The sequence below is a fragment of the Rhizobium sp. CCGE531 genome, assembly GCF_003627795.1.
GTDB lineage: Bacteria > Pseudomonadota > Alphaproteobacteria > Rhizobiales > Rhizobiaceae > Rhizobium.
On the sequence record NZ_CP032685.1, the window covers coordinates 1,306,354 to 1,325,408 of the forward strand.

The following is a 19,055-nucleotide window of genomic DNA, read 5'->3' on the forward strand; positions in this document are numbered from 1 at the left end:
CATGACAAAAGCAATTGACTACTTCTTCGGCATCGGTTCGCCCTGGTCCTTCATCGGTCTCGATGCCTTTTCGGAACTTGCACGAAGGCATGGAGCGTCGATCCGACCGCTCGTCATCTCGGTGATAGAGGACAACGGCGGCATCTATTCCCGAAACAGGCCCGAGGCGCGGCGCGCGTACTGGACCAAGGACCTGAAGCGCTGGGCGGCATTGCGCGGCAAGACGCTCAACTTCGAAAATCGCGCTGCCCTTTCCGATCCGACTCCCGCGGGCTTCATGGTCATTGCTGCCATCGAGGATGGCCTGGACTGGTTCAAGCTGACCCGCGCCCTTCAGGCCGCCTTCTGGACGAATGGTGATGATATTGGCCGAAGCGCAGTGCGCCAGGCGATAGCCGAGACGGCAGGCTTCGATGGAGCAAGGCTCGAAGAACGAGCCCAGTCGGCGGCGATCCATTCAGTCTGGCGCTCCAACATCGACGGCGCTAAGAGCGCCGGTATCTTCGGCCTCCCGACATTTCGCTATGAGGACGAGCTCTACTGGGGGCAGGACAGCTTGCCATTCCTGGAACGGCATCTGAATGGTGAGAAGATCGCCGTCTGACACCCCGTAAGAGGCTCGGCGAAGACGCGCTGCGTCTACGCCAGGCGAGATTTCTCTCGCCGCCAGCACGGCTGACAGAGGAACTGAGAAATGGCGCCTTATCCGCCAAGCTATTCCTGAGAGGATGACGTTTATCGCCAGATAGAACGACATCGCCCAATCTCGCCCGCTCGGCGATCAAGCGCTGGAAATCCTGATCCTCGCGCTTCACTTTGTCCTGATAAAATAATCTACAATTTTGGTAGAAAAAGAACAACCAGTCTTTCTCGAAACCGATCCACTCACTTAGGCTCCTGTTTGTAACCAGCCCGGCAATCAAACAGGACCGCTTCATGAACGACCGTTCTTCTCACTTTCCTCTTTCCCGGCGTCGTCTGCTGACCGCCACCTCTGCATTGGCATTTGCCGCTCTGGTCGCAACAGCGGGTGTAACCCCGGCATTGGGTGAGGACGGTGCACGTGACGGCGGAGATGTCGTCTTCCTGATCGACTCGCTCGGCGACACCTGGATTCCAAACAATAGCGCCATCTCCAGCTTTCAGGGCCATATCTGGGGCCATGTGACCGACAAGCTTCTCTATGTCGATGCCGACGGAAAGGTCAGCCCCTGGATCGCCGAACGCTGGGAGCAGAACGACAACGCGACCGAATTCACCCTTCATCTCAAGAGTGGCGTGACCTTTTCCGATGGCAGCCCGCTTGATGCATCGGCCGTCGTTGCAAACCTCGACATCTGGTATGCAGGGCGCAAGAGCGAGGGCATAAACCCGATCGGCCTCTTCCCCAAAACCTATGACCATGCCGAAGCCATCGATGCGACGACGGTGAAGGTCTTCTTCAAGAAGCCGACCCTCGGCTTCATCCCGACGCTCGGCTACCACGGCTCGATCCTCATTTCCCCGAAAACTATCGCTTCGCCGGCGAGTGCCCAGGCGGATCTCAGCAAGACCTCGGGCAGCGGCCCCTATGTTGTCGAATCCTGGAAGGAAGGCGATTACGTCAAGCTCACCAAGCGCAAGGATTACAATTGGGGTCCCGCGGCCGTCGGCCAGACCGGCCCTGCCCATCTCGATACAATCACTTACAAGCTTGTCTCGGAACCGTCGCTCCGCGTTGCCGCGGTCCAGTCCGGCCAGGCCGACGTTGCCTATAATGCATCGCCTCAGGAGCTCGAATCCCTCAAGTCGGAAGGCCTGACAGTGGCGACGCCTCGCTACCTCGGCTTCGTCAACGGCTGGGCTGTTAACACCAAGCTTGCCCCTTATGACGACGTGAAGGTTCGCCAGGCGCTTCAGGCCGGTATCAACCGCCAGGAGATTATCGACACCGTCTATACGCCCGACTGGAAGCTTGCGACGTCTTTCATCCAGAGCAACGTTCCAGGCGCGACCAACCAGAGCGCTCTGCTCGCCTACAATCCTGAAAAGGCAGAGAAACTCCTCGACGAGGCAGGATGGAAGAAAGGACCGGGCGGCATCCGCGTCAAGGATGGCAAGCCACTATCCCTGACTCTGAACTCGAACCCCTACCTTGCGACATCGAAATCGATCGACGAACTAATTTCGCAGCAGCTCGGCAAGATCGGCTGGAAGGTCGATATCCGTGCCTATGACGTCGTCACCTTCGGCCAGAAGGTAAAGTATGGCGGCGCGGGAGTGCCGGCCTATGAGGTGACGCGTTCCTTCATCGATGCCGGCACCGTCGCCAGCATCCTGACGAATGCCAACAATGGCGAGAACTGGTTTGCGCTTGACGAGAGCGACAAGACCCTTAATGACCTGCGCGACAAGATCGCCGGCGCCGGCTCCATCGAAGCCCGCAAACCGCTGCTCGACGAACTGCAGAAATATGTCCTCGACAAGGGCTATTTCATTCCGCGAACGCAGATCGTCCAGCGCATCTACGTGCAGTCTTCGAAGCTCAAGGGCGAGGTCTACAACGGCGTCGCCTATGCCAGCTACTACACCGCAACGAAGAGCGAGTAGTCCGGCCCTTCAACAGACACAGAGGTGATGGGCATGAGCAAAGCCTATTTCAACTACGCCGGAAAGCGGCTCCTGCAGGCGATCGTCGTGATCCTGCTGTCTTATGTCTTCACCTTTGTCGTGGTCAGCATCCTACCTGGCGATCCGATCACCAACGTCTTAAACAATCCGCAGAACGGCTTCACGCCGGATGAGATCAAGGAGATCATCGCGGCACAAGGGCTGGATAAGCCGATCCCCGTGCAGCTTTGGAACGCCTTTTCCGGCTTCGTTACCGGCGATCTCGGTCTGTCGATGCGGACCAACCGGCCGGTCGCGACGCTGATCGCGGAGGTTCTGCCGTCGACGCTCGTGCTTGCCTCAGCGGGCCTCGCGGTTGCTCTTTTCCTAGCGGCAATCATCGCCTACGGCACGCAATTTCTGCCCCGGCGGTTTGGCCAGGGTCTGCTGCGCGGCTTCCCTTCGCTATTCCTGTCGGTTCCGAACTTCGTGATCGGCCTGGTGTTGATCCACCTCTTCGGTTTCCAGCTCGGCGTCTTTCGCGTCATCGAACCCGACAGTTTCTGGGCAACGCTTTTCGCAGCGATCGCCCTCGGCATTCCGATCTCCGCGCAGATCGCCGAAGTTCTCATTGCCAATCTCGACCATGAATCCGGCCAGGACTACGCCGCCGTCGCACGCGGACGCGGGCTCGGCCAGATGCGTCTCTTCGTCATGCACCTGCTGAAGCCATCATCGCTCCCCGTCATCACCGTCGTCGCTTTGACGATCGGCGAATTGCTCGGGGGCTCGCTGATCACCGAGACGGTGTTTGGGCGAAACGGCCTCGGAAGCCTGGTGCAGAGATCAGTCAGCACGCAGGACCTGCCGGTGCTGCAGGCGGTCGTTTCGCTCGCCGCGGTGGTCTTTGTGGTCGTCAATCTGATCGCCGACCTCGCCTATCCGCTGCTCGATCCGCGCGTAAAACTACTCGGCACGCAGCAGCGCCGCCCGACAACTGCCGACGACAGTTCGCTCGACATCTCCAAGGCGGTGACCCGATGACGCTTGCCTCCATGTCTTCCAGCCCGCGCGCGATGGCGATCAGCCGGCTAACGGGCCTGCGCGTGCCGCCTGTCGTCATCCTTTCGTTCCTGGTCCTCGCTCTGGCGATCGCCTGGTCCTTGGCACCTGGCCTCTTCACCAGTTACGATCCGGTAAACGGCACTCCCGCCCAGAAGCTGCTTGGCCCCAGTGCGGCACATTGGTTCGGCACCGATCATCTCGGCCGCGATGTCTATGCCCGAGTCGTCCATGGCACGGCCTCGTCGGTGGCCAGCGCACTGATCGCCGTTGTCATCGGCGTTGTCGCAGGCGGGATCATTGGACTGTTGGCCGGCTTCTTCGGCGGCTGGGTCGACACGGTCTTTGCCCGCCTCGTCGATGTATTGCTGGCCATCCCCAAATTCCTGCTGGCGGTCATCGTCGTCACCGCAATCGGTTTCGACACGACGAATGCGGCGATCGCAACGGGCGTCTCCGCCGTCGCCCTCTTCGCCCGGGTCATGCGCTCCGAAGTCATCAAGACACGGGCTGCGACCTTCGTCGAATCGTCGTTCCTTCTCGGCGGATCGCGCTGGCACATTCTGTGGCGTCATGTGCTTCCGAATGCATCGCGATCGGTGTTGCCGCTTGCCGTGCTGCAGTTCGGCGACTCCATCCTGGTGATCGCCAGCCTCGCCTTTCTTGGCTACGGCGACTCGCCGCCCGCCTCCGACTGGGGCCTGCTGATCTCGATCGGCAAGGATTATCTCAAGTGGCCCTGGCTGGTTTACGCCCCGGCCCTCGTCACGATCGCAACCGTTCTTTCTGTAAACAGGATCAGCCGATGGCTCCGCAAGACAGACTGACCACGCTTTTAAATCGCCCATCCGCCCCGTTGCTGCGGGTCGAGGGATTGTCGGTCGCCTATGGCGCGAACAGGGTCGTGACCGACGTCGGCTTCGAGCTTGCACGCGGCAAGGGACTCGCGTTGATCGGCGAATCCGGATCGGGCAAATCGACAATCGCCCGCGCCGTCTTGCGGCTGCTGCCCGGTACGGGACACGCCGCCGGCCGCGTCGAATTCGACGGCCAGGAACTTCTGGGGCTTCCGGAGCGCCACTTCCGCCCATTCAGAGGCCGCAAGATCGGCTTTGTGCCGCAGGATCCGGGCAACTCCCTGAACCCGGTTCGCACGATCGGCGCACAGGCAATGGAAGCCGCGGCACTTCTGGACGAACCGGACAAGGTGGTACGCAAGGCGCTCGTCCTGGAGACATTCGCTGAGGTCGGGCTCGACAATCCCCAGCGCGTCTACGATTCCTACCCCCATCAGCTCTCCGGCGGCATGCTCCAGCGCGTCTTGATCGGCCTTGCGGTTCTGCCGCGTCCGTCGCTGCTCGTCGCAGACGAGCCGACCTCTGCGCTCGATGTGACGATCCAGAAGCGCATTCTCGACCTCCTGTCGAAGTTGCAGGAGGAGCTGCAGATCAGCCTTCTCCTGATCACGCATGACCTGGCGATCGCCGCCGAGCGCGCCGATGCTCTCGTCGTTCTCAAGGACGGCGCCATCAAGGAAGCCGGCAGTACTGCTGCGGTATTTGCAGCCCCCTCCTCGTCCTATGCCAAAAAGCTCCATGGCGATGTGCCGTCACTCAATCCGGACCGCTACCGGCCATTGCGGGAGCCTGGCTTCCGGCTTCTTGGCGACGCGCGCAAGAAGACACCGAAGATCGAGGTCAGCGGGGTGACGAAAAGTTTCACCGTCGACGGCAAGGTTCTGACAGCCGTCAACGACGTATCATTCGATGTTCAGGCCGGCACGACCCATGCGCTCGTCGGCGAATCCGGATCTGGAAAGACGACGGCGATCCGGCTTCTGCTCGGGCTGGAGCAACCCGACACTGGAAGGATCGCGGTCGGCGGCGAGCAGGTCAACGGCCGCTCGCCCGGGCAATTGCGGGCTGTCTGGCGGCACCTGCAGCTCGTCTACCAGAACCCCTTCACATCGCTTGATCCGACCTGGAATGTCGAGAAACTCGTGCGCGAGCCGCTGGACCGCTTCAAGATCGGAACACATCAGGAGCGGGCGCTCGCGGTGCGCAAGGCGTTTGCGGACGTCGGGTTGGCGGAGCATCTTTTGTCCCGCAAGCCCGCCGCCTTGTCCGGCGGCCAGCGCCAGCGCGTCGCCATTGCCCGGTCGCTTGTCCTGAAACCCGATGTGATCGTCCTCGACGAGCCGACCTCCGCGCTCGACGTCAGTGTTCAGGCCGACATTGTCGAGGTGCTGCTGTCGCTGCAGGTCAAGCTCGGCCTTACCTATATCTTTGTTTCGCACGATCTGGCTCTCGTGCGCCAGCTTGCCCACACGGTATCGGTGATGCAGCACGGATGCATCGTCGAGCATGGCACCGTCGGTGAGATCTTCGACACGCCCCGCCAGCCCTATACGCGCTCGCTGCTGGAATCGATCCCGTCGGGAGCGGCACGTTTTGCACGCTCCCAGCATCAGCAACACCGGCAGATCTTCCACGAGGAAAAGATCGCATGAACCTCATTGCCCCCGCCATGACGCAGTCGGCATCATTCCGCCCGAAGAAGCGGCTTGGTTTCAACACACGCGTGTCGTTCAACGACGAGACCGGCGCGGCCCACGCCTTGCGGGAGGGGATCGAGCTTTTCAAGGCAGCTGAAGGCCTGGGCTATCAGTCGGGCTGGGCCTATCAACGGCATTTCGACCACTATCTGTCCTCGCCGCTCCCCTTCTTCGCTGCGGCGGGCCAGCATACCAGCCATATCGTGCTGGGGTCGGCTGTTATTCCGATGCGCTATCAGGATCCGATCCTGCTGGCGGAAGCCGCAGGCACGACTGATCTCCTGATCGGCGGCCGGCTGGAACTGGCGATCTCGACCGGCTCCAATGCGGCCTTCGATGCCGTCTTCGGTACGGTCGAAACCGATGCCCGGACAGAGGCCAAGCGCCGTCAGGCTCGATTTCTTTCGGCGATCTCGGGCGAGGTCCTACACACCGTCGCAGGATCCGGCCAGGGTGCTGCGCAAGGCAGCGAGCTCAGGGTGACGCCGCACAGTCCGACCCTTCGCTCGCGCATTCGCCAAGGCTCCGCCAGCCTTGGATCGGCAATACAGGCCGCCGAACTCGGCATCGGACTGATCGCCGGAACCGTACAGCACGACCACGACGAGGGCGAGAGCTTCGGAGACTATCAGGCCCGCTGCATCGAGGCCTTTCGCGCCGCCTGGCGCAACCAGCGCACAACCGAGCCGCCGCCTGTTGCCGTGGCGGCCTCGATCCTGGTCGGCACCACGCCGGAGCTTCGCGAAAAATACGCCGCCTATGATCTGGAGCGCCGTACACAGGGGATTGCCGCATCGCGGCCGAAAGGCGCGCTCGAACCGAGCGCGCGGACCAACCAGCCGCCGGGAAGCCAGATCTCGCCGGTTTTTCACGGCACGCCCGATCAGGTTATCGAGGCCGTCCTGAACGACCGTGGCCTTGCCGCCGCCGACGAGGTCGTCCTCTTCCTGCCGCCGGCCTTCGGCCTTGCCGACAATATCCGGCTGCTGGCCGATCTTGCCGGAACTATAGCTCCGAACCTCGGCTGGTCCCCCGGCTGGTAAGGCTTCCGCCGCACTTTGAACCTTCCGCAACCTGCGATTAGAGAATATTTTCTATAGTTTCAATAGAAATAGAAAGACCTGTCTTCCTTACCCCGAGGCCGCCGCCTAACTTTTGTCCATCATTCGACAATCAGAGGAGCTCCCATGTCCGCGGAATTCATCAGCGTCAGCTTTCCCAACGCCTCGAACGATCTCAACCCCATCCCGGACGCTCCGGTCGATCCCCGCTACCTTGAGCGTTATTCACGAGCACTCGATGATTACGGCTTCAACTACACGCTGATCCCCTACTCGTCCTCCTCCTTTGACCCCTTCACCCTTGGCGCCACCGTCCTTGCGCATACCAAGAATATCAAGATCATCGTCGCGCTGCGGCCCAACACCGTCTACCCGACGGTCGCGGCCAAATCGCTTGCCACGCTTGATCAATTGAGCGGCGGGCGTGTCGTCGTCCACTTCATTGCCGGCGGCAGCGATGATGAACAGGCCCGTGAAGGCGACTTCCTCAACAAGGAGCAGCGCTACGAGCGCCAGGAAGAGTATATCCGCATCCTGCGCCTCGCATGGACATCGACAGAGCCCTTCGATTTCGATGGGAAATACTACCAGTTCAAGCAGTTCCGCAGCGCCGTTCGCCCGACGAATGGGCTGATCCCCATCTCGCTCGGTGGATCGTCGGACGCCGCCTACCGGATCGGTGGTTCGCTGTGCGACATCTTCGGACTGTGGGGTGAGCCCTTGGCGGAAACCAAACAGCAGATCGAGCGGGTTTATGCCGAAGCCGCTAAAGCCGGCAGGACCGACCGGCCGCGGATCTGGGTCACCTTCCGACCGATCGTTGCCGAAACCGACGAGCTCGCATGGCAAAAGGCCCACCGGGTGCTCGACCAGCTCAAGGGCAACCGAGAAAAGGGCCTCCATCGGGCTCCGCCCTCGGCCCCTCGCCCCGCCAATATCGGATCGCAGCGACTCCTCGACATCGCTGCGCGCGGCGACGTCCACGATCGTGCCCTTTGGTATCCGACGGTCACGGCGACCAATGCCTCCGGCGCCACCACCGCGCTCGTCGGATCGCCGCGCACGATTGCCGATTCGATCCTGGATTATATCGATCTCGGTGCCGATCTCATCTCCATCCGCGGCTACGACAACTTCAACGATGCCGTCGACTACGGCCGCTACATCCTGCCGCTGGTGCGCGAGGGGATACGCGAACGGGAAGAGGCAAAGAAGAAGGCTGCGGCCTGATGCTTACGGGTAACACGCCTTTCGATCCAAGCTTGTTGATCGCCACGAGCCGCGCTCTTGCAGACTCGGCCCCCGAGGCAGACCGGACGGGGGATTTCCCATGGGTAGGCATTCGTGCGGTTCATCAAAGCGGCCTGCTCGAAAGCACCGTCGCCTCGAGATATGGGGGCGCCGGCGCAACCCTCCACGAGGCTGCAACGATACTGGCGGCACTAGGCAAAGGCGATCCATCGGTCGCGCTCATCAGTGCGATGACGATCTTCAACCATCTCGGACAGGCAACAAAAGGCCATTGGCCTGACGATCTCTACATGAGCTTGCTTTCGCAGGCCAAGCAGCATCCGCTGCTTCTCAACGCCGCGCGCGTCGAACCGGAACTCGGTTCGCCCGCGCGCGGCGGCCTGCCGGCCACTGTTGCCCGTCGTGCCGCCTCCGGCTGGTCGATCACCGGCGCTAAGCGTTTCGTCACCGGCGCGCGCGGTCTGACACATTTCCTGGTCTGGGCGCACACGGACGAAGCGCCCGCCCGCGTTGGGACATTCGTCGTGCCGAACAAGCTCCCGGGCATTCGCGTCATCGAGAACTGGAACAGCCTTGGCATGCGCGCCTCCGGCTCTCACGATGTCGAATATGCCGATGTCGAAATCCCGCTCGAGAATGTCATCGATCTCGTCGATCCATCCATTGCCCAGCAGGACAACCGCGCCCATGCGGCAATCACGCTCGCGCTGACCGCACTCTATCTGGGGGTAGCCGAAGCTGCACAGGACGCGTTCATCCGCTTCGCTCACGAGCGAGTTCCGACGAACCTCGGCCATCCGATCGCGCGCACCGAGCGCTTCGTGACGCTCTCCGGCGAAATCGACCTGCTGGTCTCCGGTGCCCGACAGATCATCTTCGGCGCCCTGAGCGACAAGCATGCCGATGCCGAAACGCACATGAGGGCCCGGCTGATCGCCGGGCGGCAACTGCGCGACGCAGTCCAGGTTGCTGTCCGCGGCATCGGCAATCCCGGCCTCGGGAGCGAGCTGGGGCTGGAGCGCCACTTCCGCGACATTCAGTCGGTGCTCGTCCATGCCCCGCAGGAAGACACATCCATTTCCATTCTCGGGCGCGCAGCCTTCGAACATTGGAAGAGCGAAAAGGACACGCCGTCGGCCCCTCCGGTCAATCTCACCGTATTGAAAACGGCCTGACCATGACACGCTACATTATCATCGGTGCCGGTGCAGTCGGCGCGAGCCTTGCCGCTGAGTTCGAAACGCATGGCATTCCCTATGTGCTCGTTGGGCGCGGCGCTCAGATCGCACATATTGCCGCCTACGGTCTCGTATCGCCGCTCGGCAATAAACAAGATTGTTCGGCTCAAGACTGCCGACACGGCCACACCGCCGGTGCCTCAGCGAGGCGATATCCTCATCCTTGCGGTCAAGGCGCAGGACGTCGAGGCGGCGACGGAACAGTTGCCGTGGGCACGGCGGCTGAGTAGGACGCTCTCCGCGATAATCTTCACTTCATCTATAGCAAGGCCGTCAGAGCCAATTCTCGATGAAAATATCCGGCAATTCCGGGTGAAATCAAGCGCATTCTGCCGATCAGACAAAGCGCTAAAAGTGCAATACACAAAATGGAAGCGGGATGATTGTGCAATTGCACACTGTCAAGTCTGTTTCAATGTAGCCGCTCGCTGGAAATGTGCCCGCACGGAGGTCGGCCGGCAGTTCAAATAAACCGCCGCGGGCACTCGATCAGCCGCGACCGCCGTCGTATTCGGTGCCGTAACCAATCACGGGATAAGACCTGCCGCCCGATAGGATCGGATCGTCCGGTCATAGATGCCGATATCCCTGCAGCCGCGCGCGACCAGCTGGGCGCCCTCGATGGCTGCGAAAATTGCCATCGCATGCTCCTGCAGGTCCTGGTCGCTCGCTGAAGGCTTTACCCGCGAGAGCACCTTGGCAAGCCAACCGACGTTCATGACGGCGAATTTGTCAACCTCGGTCCGAACCTCTGTGGGAAGATCGTCAAGTTCGGCACTCATGATGCCACACAGACACATGCGATTGTCGTTGGCCAGGGCAGAGCGGAAGATCGCCGTGTATTTGTCCATGCACCACGTCGCATCTTCGGGCGTCGCCAGGAGCTCAGCGAGATAGGCTGCCCCTTCCTCGGTATAGCGACGCGCCAAGGCGGCGCCAAGGTCACCCTTGGTCGGAAAATGATAGTGCACGCTCGCACTTTTGATCCCGACCTCTTTGGCAAGCTCACGAAAGCTGAGTGCATTGTAGCCGCGCGCCTGCACCGTCGCCTTTGCGGCGGTCATCAGCGCCTCGTGCATATCAGTTTTGGTTTTAGCCATCGTCGTTCCCTACCTATCACCCGATAGATAGTTGTTGACGCCGGAAAATGGAAGGGATAAACGGCATAGCGTTATCTATCTATCGATAGACAGTTAAAGGAGTCTTTGATGAAAATCTTCGATCGCCCCGGCTTTCCCAATCCGGCTCGCATCCGCATCGTCCTCGCCGAGAAGGGGCTCGAACAGCAGGTCGAGTTCGTCTCCGTCGACCTCATCGCCGCCGAACACAAGCGGTCGGCCTTTCTTGAAAAGAACCCGTCCGGCGTGCTGCCGGTCCTTCAGCTCGACGATGGGACCTACATCAGTGAAGCAACGGCCATCACCGAGTATCTCGACAATCTCGATGGCGATCCGCGGCTCACGGGCAAGACGCCGAAGGAAAAGGCCGTTATCCACATGATGCAGAAGCGGGCGGAAACCGAGCTGCTCGATGCGGTCGGCAACTACTTCCATCACGCGACGCCGGGCCTCGGCGCCGAGCTGCAGGCGTTCAAGAGCCCGGAATGGGCCGGCCGTCAGAACTGGGGCAATCGCCAGCGCGATAAAGCGCTAGCCGGCATGAGGTATTTCGACGGGGTGTTGCAGGACCAGTCGTTCGTTGCCGGCGATGTGTTCTCGATGGCCGACATCACGGTGTTTGCCGGGCTGATGTTCGCCGACGCCGCCGGCATTGCCATCCCTGAAGATCATTCCGCGCTCAATTCCTGGCGCGCAAAGGTCTCTGAGTTGCCGAGCGTCAAGAATCGCAGCGGGCAGATGTTCGTCGCCGAGGATCTGCGTAGGCTTGGCTTCTAATCCCCCGAACGAAACCGGTCTGAACACGCACCGACACGCCCAACCTTGAACGCGGATCTGCTGACGTTCCTTCGCGGCTGATGGCGTGCGAAAGGCCGGGGGCCGGCCATAGCTCGGCCCCCGGCGCCTTTGCGTGCGATCGCATGCGGGGGCTGGCAATCAGGACGCCGCGATCTCGTTCACCAACGTTGTGTAAAAGAGATTGTCCCCAAACCCCTTCCCGACGATGTCGCCCAGTCCTGCCGACAGTGACACCGCGGCATCCAAAGGCGCAAACGTCATCGTCACGCGCCGCACGAGCTCGGTCTCGTCGCGCTCGATGACCTCACTGCTTCCAGATCGAGGCCGGAGCGAAGTGTTGCCTTGTATTGCAGAAAATGGCGCTGATCGATCGCCCCGTAGAACGTGGGCGTCTGAGAGGCGTAGACCGTGCCGACCGCCTCCACCAGGCGCTTGATGTTGTCGCGACCGGAAACCGGACGGCGCAGAACTGTCCCACTCAGTTCGGAGGCTATTACACCGAGGCAGCTCTCCAGCATATCGAAGTTGACCGGCAAATTGCTGCATTCGGCTCGCGGCCTATCGATCGCCTCAAATTCGATGCCAAGGATACTGCCATCAACGTGGATCTTTCAGGTGACGAAATCGGAGACAATCTCCTCACACGCTACAATGTACCCACCGTCATACGTGGCGGGATCGGCAAAGACGGACTTGCCGATGTCTATCGATTGAAACCAGAATGCACACTCGATCAAGAAGGCATGTCTTCCAGACCTGGCCGTAATGAGTTTCAACGACGCTCCCTCATCTTCGATCCCTGTATCGCGCACCTCAGAGAGGCCTATATCGGACCGATCGTGAGCATCAGATCAAGCGAGGATGCAAGGGCAGGAAACAACACCGTGGCGGAGGATCGGATCGTCCTGACCGATCCCGACGGAAATCACGTCGCGATAGACAATGACTGGTATTCTCCGCTCTCGTGGTTTCCGATGCCGATCATCGGCTGTGGGCTGAATGACCAGCCACCGGCGTGGAAATGTGTCGTGAATTTCAATCACGATCGGATACCCGTGCCGACGTCGGCAGACGGCGTTCGGGATCCGACAGCTGCGGTTGCTCGGGCGCTTGGGCTCGAATGAGGATAACAGCGCCGCTTGAGGGGTCGCTCCGCGCTCCAAATTCCATGGGTTCTCGCATTGCCGATGATCCGGTGATCACAGGACGTGTGAAATTCGATGGCCCTCCGCTCCCAGGGAGTCGATGAGAATCGAACCAACAGTGCACCACACGACCTAGTCGCTGCTGGGTGAAAATTCCGTGGCAGGTCACTCTTCCTATTGCGCGAAAAGACGTCCCAAAAATATTCATCCGGACACCATTGAAGACGGCGAAGTATGGGCTATCAGATATGCTTTCCATCGGTCATGTGGCGGGTGGAACGTGTTCAAGGGATCGTCACCATTATGAAAAGCATCGTTAGAATCGTCCTTCTTACCGCCTTCGCCACGACCGCTATTGCCGGTGGCGCGCTCGCTGGCGACAGCAAGTGGGGCGCATTTGCAGTTGATTCATCGGACAAGACCAAGGAGCCCTATTACGGCGTCGGTGGTGGTGACACGGAAAAGGAAGCTTCCGACTATGCCATGAAGTTCTGCAACGAAGAAGGTGGCAAAGACTGCACACTCGCCATGACCTACGAACAGTGCGGGGCGCTAGCGTCGGACGGTAAGTCGATCGGCTGGGGTAAGGCTCCGACGAAGAAGAAAGCAGAGGAGCAGTCGATCCAGGGCTGCGATGGCGACAGCTGCAAGATTGTGGCCTCGGACTGCAACTGAAAGCAAAAGCGGTGCCGGGCACGTCCCGGCACCGTTTCTGGCGTGAGTTTCACTTCGTTCGAATACTCTAATTGTGCTCTGGGCGTATCAGGCGGCGATCGCGTCCTCGCCAAAACGGTTCGAGCCCGTGGTGCCCTTTAGAAGCAGGACCTCCACCAGATACCAGACGCTACCAATCAGCGGGACGAACTGGATTAAGAAGAACCAGCCAGACTTGTTACGGTCATGTAGTCGCTTGACGGCGACGGCAAGACCCGACCAAACGCTGAAGATGACATAGGCAAGGCCAAGCACGATATAGGGAACGGCTGCGGCCCCTTCAACGTGGTACGTGCCATCCTCGCTGATGGAGCCGGGAATCACGGACCAAAGGAGCGTGAAAACAAGGCCAACAACGGCAGCGGCGATAATGTGAATAAGCACCGCGAGCCACATCTTCTTGCGGGTGATGCGGCCCTGGAATGTAAAAAGAAGTTTTTTCATGATGTCACTCGATTGCAATATTTTCAAACTACTGACAGTTACTCGATAATTGTCAAAAAATAGATAACATGGTTCTTCGGGGCAGAAACCACTTCTGTTTTGAGTTCATCCAGACCAGATTTATCACATTTCCTTTAGATAAGCGCAGACGAGAAGACACCGACCTCGCTTCCATTTACATCATTGATACTATCAATTAGTATCTTATCTTGTTCACCAAACATAAAATACTGCTAAATCCGCAGGAGGCCGGCCGTGCGATCCTGCGGCAACATGATCATCGTCCCTGCGATGGTATCGGACATCGTGGTGGTTGTCCCGACCACTCCATTAAATGGAGGAAGGCTTCCGCAAGGTCGCTGCCGGGCAAGGCCTAGGCGGCTCTGTTGCAAAAATTCCGGTTGGTTGGAGAGATCCTGAGTTCTCCGCCGTCACGCGGCCTGGCCTTCGGAATTCGAAGCGAGCAGGGCTATGGCTTCTGTCAAGGCGCTCGGTCCGGTTCCGAAAGACCGTTCAACGATGCGTGCTTCTCCACGGACGTCCCCCGTCAGGTTGAAAATTGCAGTCTGGCCCTTGCGTAGAGCGCGCATGACCTCGAATCCTTTGATTGTCGCATAAGCCGTTTTCAAGGTTTTAAACCCTCTCACCGGACGGATCAGCTGTTTCAGCTTGCCGTGATCTGCTTCGGCGACGTTGTTCAGATATTTGACCTGCCGATGCACAAGCGCTGCGGGGCATTTGCCATCGGTCTTCAGTTCCGAAATCGCGATGCCGTAAGTCGGCGCTTTGTCGGTGTTGATCACGGTTGGCTTCTCCCAGTCCTTCAGGCCATTCAGGGCCTTGCCGAGAAAGCGCTTGGCCGCTTTGGCGTTGCGCGTCGGGGACAGATAGAAATCGATGGTGTTACCGAATTTGTCGACGGCCCGGCACAGGTATGTCCATTGACCACGAACCTTCACATAGGTTTCGTCAACGCGCCAACTCGTCGACTGTGGCCGGCGCCAGTGCCAACGCAGCCGTTTTTCTATCTCCGGTGCATATTTCTGGACCCAGCGGTAAATCGTCGATCTACGGGCACACCCCGCTCACCCATCATTTGTTCAAGATCGCGGTAGCTGACCCCATAGCGGCAGTACCAACGGACCGCTCAAAGGATAATCTCGCCCTGGAAATGCCGCTACTTAAAATCATTCATCAAAAGTCTCGCTGAAAATTGCCGGCACTCTAAAATTGCCGGCACTCTTTCGGCTATCAACGGAATTTTTGCAACAGAGCCGATAGTTATCAAGTACCGATAGTAACAGATTTGAAACCGAGAATGCGGCGCGTCGGTTTGGGCTGGATCGGTGGATTTAACCGGGAATTTGGCCTTTCTTGTCAGCCTTCCTCCAAGTTCAACGAATTCCCTCGCCCGATCGAGTGTCCTGACATGTTCCAGCCAACTGGATCAAAGCCCCTTTTTGATCCACTCTATCGCGTTGTTCTCACACTATTCCGGACGGAAAGCCGTTGCGCACTTTTCCTGAAATTGCCTCAGAGACTTGACGGCGACCACCCGTCCAAATTTCAATGGTTTGTTCGGCCCTGCCTGAAAGCACAGACACCGAGCGTTGCGATCTCAATGCGTGGACATCGACTGCGGCTGGTTGAGGCGGCTGCGGACGGCGGTCAGTTCGGAGGTCGTATGGTTGAGGCGGTCGGCAAGCACGCGCATGATCTCGACGGCCATTTCCGGAAAATCGCTAAGCAGCTTCAGGAAATGCTCCTTGCTGATCTTCAATGCTTCAAGCCTGGAAGTGGCCTTTACCGTGGCGGTACGGGAGACGTCACAGAGAATGGCGATTTCGCCGACGATGGAGTTTACGTCGACTTCGGCAACCTTGATCTCCCCGGCCGGGCTATCGACTAGAATATCAGCGGTTCCGGAAAGAACAACATAGGCCGCATCACCCTGATCCCCCTGATGAAACAGGGTTTGACCAGCATTATAGCTGACACGATCGGACGTAAACGCCAAGAGTTTCAATTTCGCGGGCGCAATGCGCGAAAAAATCGGCACTCGCTTCAGCATTTCAACTTCGTCTTTCAGAAGCATGAGCTTCGGTACCCCCAGTGTTCGGCCCCAGACGCCACTGTCGAGATAGGATATTACGATAACAGTTCTTTGAACATACCGTTTTTCTCTAAAAGATCCGTGCTTGATCCGCTTTCGACAAGACTCCCGTGGTCGAAGACCAGGACACGGTCGAACAATTCGGCAAAACTCGGATTGGACAACACCCAGATGATTGCCGGCGCGTATCCGTCGCTGTCGAATTCGCCCAGGATGGCTCTCGCAATCTGGTCCTGGACGCGATGATCGAGCGCCGGCAGCGGGCGGTTGCAGATAATGTAGTCCGCGCGTTTCAAAAGCGCGCGGCCGAGATTGAGCTTCTGGCGCTGCACGTTGGTCAGACGCTTGCCGCCCGAGCCGACATCGAAATCCAGGCCGATCGACAGGACGCTGTCATGCATGCCAAGGCGGCCGAAGACATCGTACATGATCTGATGGATGCTCTCCGGCGCATTGGCCTGCTGATGGGCGATACGGCCGAACAGCACATTGTCCATCAAGGTCGCCGACGCGGTAAAGCGTTCCGGATCATAACGTTCGATGACGCTGGTAAGATCGGCCGGTATGTTCTCGTAGAATTTCGCCCGCGCCTGGACGATCTTTTCCATCAGCATCTGGGTCAGAAGGCCGAAGCGGTGACGCGGCTCGATATAGGAAAAGCTCAGGCGGATGATGGCCGCGCGTTCATCGTCGCTCGCCGCCTCATATCCCTTGCCGTTCAGCTTCTGCAGCAACGCCTCGTAGGTCGGAATATCTTCCGCCGTCATGAAGGTCAGCTGCTGGAAGAACGGATGGTCCGGCGGCAGGTCGGTGAAAAGCTCGACCGCGTTTTCGGCGATCTCCAAGCCCATGTCGTAAAGATCGGACACGAGCCCGGTTTCGGCGAATATCTGCCGGAAATAAGGATGCGCGGCGAGCTTGCGATTGGTCATCTGCGGCCGCTTCAGCGTGCCGAACAGCAGATTTTCGCCGACCGTCGCCTGCAGGTTATAGACATCGAACTGGAAGGGAACGACGAGGTCCTCCAGCTTCTCCTCCTCAAGCCGCAATCGCAGAGCCTGACGCAACTCGACGATGCGCGACGTCAGATCCTCGTGCGCGGCCGCATCGACATTCGAGCGCAGCGCCATGTCGAAGATATCCTGCGACATGGCAACGGCATCGAGAACCGGGCGGATCACCGAGTAGATATCATCCGGCCCCGTGGCCCCCGCGGCCGCATAATCGACCCAGTCGCTGTTGAGATCGAATTCCGGATTGGCCGCGCGCCGCGCTTCCGTCACACGCCATTTGGCCTTGGTGGCCTCGTCGTCGGTGTAGACGGGCGCAATGAACGGCGCATGCTTGAGGCCATAGAGCAGATTGCTGCGCAAGGTGCCATGGAAGAAGAAGGTTTCGGACGAAGCGTAAGCGATGCGTCGCCCGGTCATCGATTCCGGCAATTCCAGGATATCGCGACCGTCGATCGAGATGCGGCCGCTATCCGGCCAGGTCAGGCGCCCGAATGCCTCGGCGAGATATTCACCACCCGCGCCGCTGTCGCCAACGATCGCCACTCTTTCCCCGGGATGGATTTCGGTCGAGACGTGATCGAGCACGCGCGCGCCGCTGTCGTCGAGGACGGTCACATTGGTCGCAACCAGGGCATGGGTGATGCGTCCTGCCGGCGCATGCGAGACGACCTGGATTTTCGGATCGATCAGATGGTCGACGCTGAACTGCTCGACCACCTGATTGTATTTGACCTGCACATCCTGACGCGACTGGTCCCAATCGATCAGTTCCTTCAGCGGTCCCGGGAGGTCCTTGTAGGCATTGATGACGGCGACGAGCTGACCGATGTCCAAGCGGCCCTGCAAGGCAAGGAAACCACCGATCAGATAGAACAGGAAGGGCGTGACCTGCGCGAGGAAATTATTGATGAATTTCACCAAAAACTTCCACTGATAGAGATCGTAGCGGATCGAAAAGATCAATCCGAGCCGATGGGCGATATCGGCGCGCTCCAAGTTCGTGGTGTCGTTGGCGTGGATAGTGCCGATGCCGTCGACGATCTCGCCGACGCGGCCGGAAAGCTCGCGCGCCGTCAGCTGACGCTGGCGACCAAGCTCCAGAAGCCGCTTGCGCATGCGGGGAATGATGATCGCCTGCACGGCGACGATGGCGGCGGCGATCATGCCGAGCCAGAAATTCTGCATGACGATAAAGACGAGCGCCGTCACCGCCTGGCCGCCGAGAAGGGCGGGCTGCACGAAGGCATCGCCGGTGAAGCCGCCCATCGGCTCCACCTCGTCCTTGATCATGGTGGCGATTTCCGCGGGCTTCACGCGTTTGAAATGGATCGGGGGAAACCGCAGCACGCGATCGATCAGTTCGAAACGGATGCGTCGCAGCATGCGCTCGCCCAGCCGCCCCTTATAGGTATTGATATAGAGCTTGAAGAGGCCGTTGAGGACGACAAGCGCCAGGAACACCATGCTCAGCGCGACGAGCATCCACATGCGGGTCAGCTGGATGCCCTGAAAGGCCTCGATATGACCGATCAGCGGCACGTTGAACGCGATGTGCATAAATGTCTGGGTATCGCCAGGATGCTCGAAACCCTTGCCCTGGATCGGCCCGTTGACGATCTGCTTGGGCAGGTCGAAGGACAGAAAGTATGGGATCATCGAAGCCGCAACGACCAGCAGTATCCAGATCTGCTCCAGCCGGGTGTTCGACCAAATGTAACGCGCTAGGCTTTTTTCCATTGCTTACTGCAGGCTTTCAGATTCAACGCCCCGCGCCGGTCCGACGCCGGCACCTATGTTGCAGAGATGCGGGAAGATTTCGTTGCGGATACGTGGCCCCATTTGTGAAAAGGGAAACCGCCTGGTCTTTCGTCCACGCTCCCCCCCCCCCCGAGTCATCGATTTTTCGATTTATATCACAAGATTGCAGGAATCCAGGAGGATAAAACGACGGCATG

General features: G+C 59.4%; 15 protein-coding genes and 2 pseudogenes. 12 read left to right on the forward strand and 5 right to left on the reverse strand.

What is annotated here, in order from left to right; translation table 11 throughout:
• Position 1 precedes the first annotated feature (1 nt).
• The 9 genes and pseudogenes from CCGE531_RS25580 to CCGE531_RS34915 form a co-directional block, all read left to right on the forward strand.
• Positions 2–604, forward strand: coding sequence for a DsbA family protein (locus tag CCGE531_RS25580; RefSeq protein ID WP_120668957.1), 603 nt, complete (start codon positions 2–4; stop codon positions 602–604).
• 332 nt (positions 605–936) lie between these two features.
• Entirely contained in the window at positions 937–2,589 is a 1,653-nt protein-coding gene (locus CCGE531_RS25585; RefSeq protein WP_120668959.1) for an ABC transporter substrate-binding protein, read from the forward strand.
• Positions 2,590–2,622: 33 nt separating this feature from the next.
• Entirely contained in the window at positions 2,623–3,633 is a 1,011-nt protein-coding gene (locus CCGE531_RS25590) for an ABC transporter permease (protein ID WP_120669441.1), read from the forward strand.
• Positions 3,630–4,478: an ABC transporter permease gene (locus CCGE531_RS25595; RefSeq protein ID WP_120668961.1), complete on the forward strand. Its 849-nt coding sequence runs from the start codon at positions 3,630–3,632 to the stop codon at positions 4,476–4,478. The genes CCGE531_RS25590 and CCGE531_RS25595 overlap by 4 nt, the downstream gene beginning before the upstream one ends.
• The gene (locus tag CCGE531_RS25600) at positions 4,457–6,160 is read left to right on the forward strand and encodes an ABC transporter ATP-binding protein (protein WP_120668963.1); all 1,704 of its coding nucleotides are present in this window, start codon (positions 4,457–4,459) and stop codon (positions 6,158–6,160) included. The genes CCGE531_RS25595 and CCGE531_RS25600 overlap by 22 nt, the downstream gene beginning before the upstream one ends.
• Complete coding sequence (locus CCGE531_RS25605; protein ID WP_120668965.1) at positions 6,157–7,248, forward strand: LLM class flavin-dependent oxidoreductase; 1,092 nt, start codon at positions 6,157–6,159, stop codon at positions 7,246–7,248. Before CCGE531_RS25600 ends, CCGE531_RS25605 begins: the two co-directional genes overlap by 4 nt.
• Positions 7,249–7,392: 144 nt before the next feature.
• Positions 7,393–8,496: an LLM class flavin-dependent oxidoreductase gene (locus CCGE531_RS25610; protein ID WP_120668967.1), complete on the forward strand. Its 1,104-nt coding sequence runs from the start codon at positions 7,393–7,395 to the stop codon at positions 8,494–8,496.
• Entirely contained in the window at positions 8,496–9,692 is a 1,197-nt protein-coding gene (locus CCGE531_RS25615) for an acyl-CoA dehydrogenase family protein (RefSeq protein ID WP_120668969.1), read from the forward strand. Before CCGE531_RS25610 ends, CCGE531_RS25615 begins: the two co-directional genes overlap by 1 nt.
• Positions 9,693–9,694: 2 nt before the next feature.
• Positions 9,695–9,956: pseudogene (locus tag CCGE531_RS34915) on the forward strand (2-dehydropantoate 2-reductase N-terminal domain-containing protein); the annotation flags it as partial.
• A gap of 326 nt (positions 9,957–10,282) precedes the next feature.
• Here the strand turns inward: CCGE531_RS34915 and CCGE531_RS25625 are convergent.
• Entirely contained in the window at positions 10,283–10,855 is a 573-nt protein-coding gene (locus tag CCGE531_RS25625) for a TetR/AcrR family transcriptional regulator (RefSeq protein ID WP_120668971.1), read from the reverse strand.
• A gap of 108 nt (positions 10,856–10,963) precedes the next feature.
• On the opposite strand from CCGE531_RS25625, the gene CCGE531_RS25630 reads away from it, so the two are divergent.
• From CCGE531_RS25630 to CCGE531_RS25645, 3 genes are all read left to right on the forward strand, one after another.
• Complete coding sequence (locus CCGE531_RS25630) at positions 10,964–11,650, forward strand: glutathione S-transferase (RefSeq protein ID WP_120668973.1); 687 nt, start codon at positions 10,964–10,966, stop codon at positions 11,648–11,650.
• 377 nt (positions 11,651–12,027) lie between these two features.
• Complete coding sequence (locus CCGE531_RS34405) at positions 12,028–12,795, forward strand: hypothetical protein (protein ID WP_162944006.1); 768 nt, start codon at positions 12,028–12,030, stop codon at positions 12,793–12,795.
• A gap of 255 nt (positions 12,796–13,050) precedes the next feature.
• Entirely contained in the window at positions 13,051–13,491 is a 441-nt protein-coding gene (locus CCGE531_RS25645; protein ID WP_120669443.1) for a DUF4189 domain-containing protein, read from the forward strand.
• Positions 13,492–13,578: 87 nt separating this feature from the next.
• Here CCGE531_RS25645 and CCGE531_RS25650 read toward each other — a convergent pair whose 3' ends face one another.
• From CCGE531_RS25650 to CCGE531_RS25665, 4 genes and pseudogenes are all read right to left on the reverse strand, one after another.
• Positions 13,579–13,974: a DUF805 domain-containing protein gene (locus CCGE531_RS25650; protein ID WP_120668977.1), complete on the reverse strand. Its 396-nt coding sequence runs from the start codon at positions 13,972–13,974 to the stop codon at positions 13,579–13,581.
• 431 nt (positions 13,975–14,405) lie between these two features.
• Positions 14,406–15,133: pseudogene (locus CCGE531_RS25655) on the reverse strand (IS6 family transposase).
• 459 nt (positions 15,134–15,592) lie between these two features.
• Positions 15,593–16,069 carry a Crp/Fnr family transcriptional regulator gene (locus CCGE531_RS25660; protein ID WP_120668979.1) on the reverse strand — a complete coding sequence of 159 codons (477 nt, stop codon included), beginning with the start codon at positions 16,067–16,069 and terminating at the stop codon, positions 15,593–15,595.
• 53 nt (positions 16,070–16,122) lie between these two features.
• Positions 16,123–18,837 carry an ABC transporter ATP-binding protein gene (locus tag CCGE531_RS25665; RefSeq protein WP_120668981.1) on the reverse strand — a complete coding sequence of 905 codons (2,715 nt, stop codon included), beginning with the start codon at positions 18,835–18,837 and terminating at the stop codon, positions 16,123–16,125.
• Between the last annotated feature and the right edge of the window lie 218 nt (positions 18,838–19,055).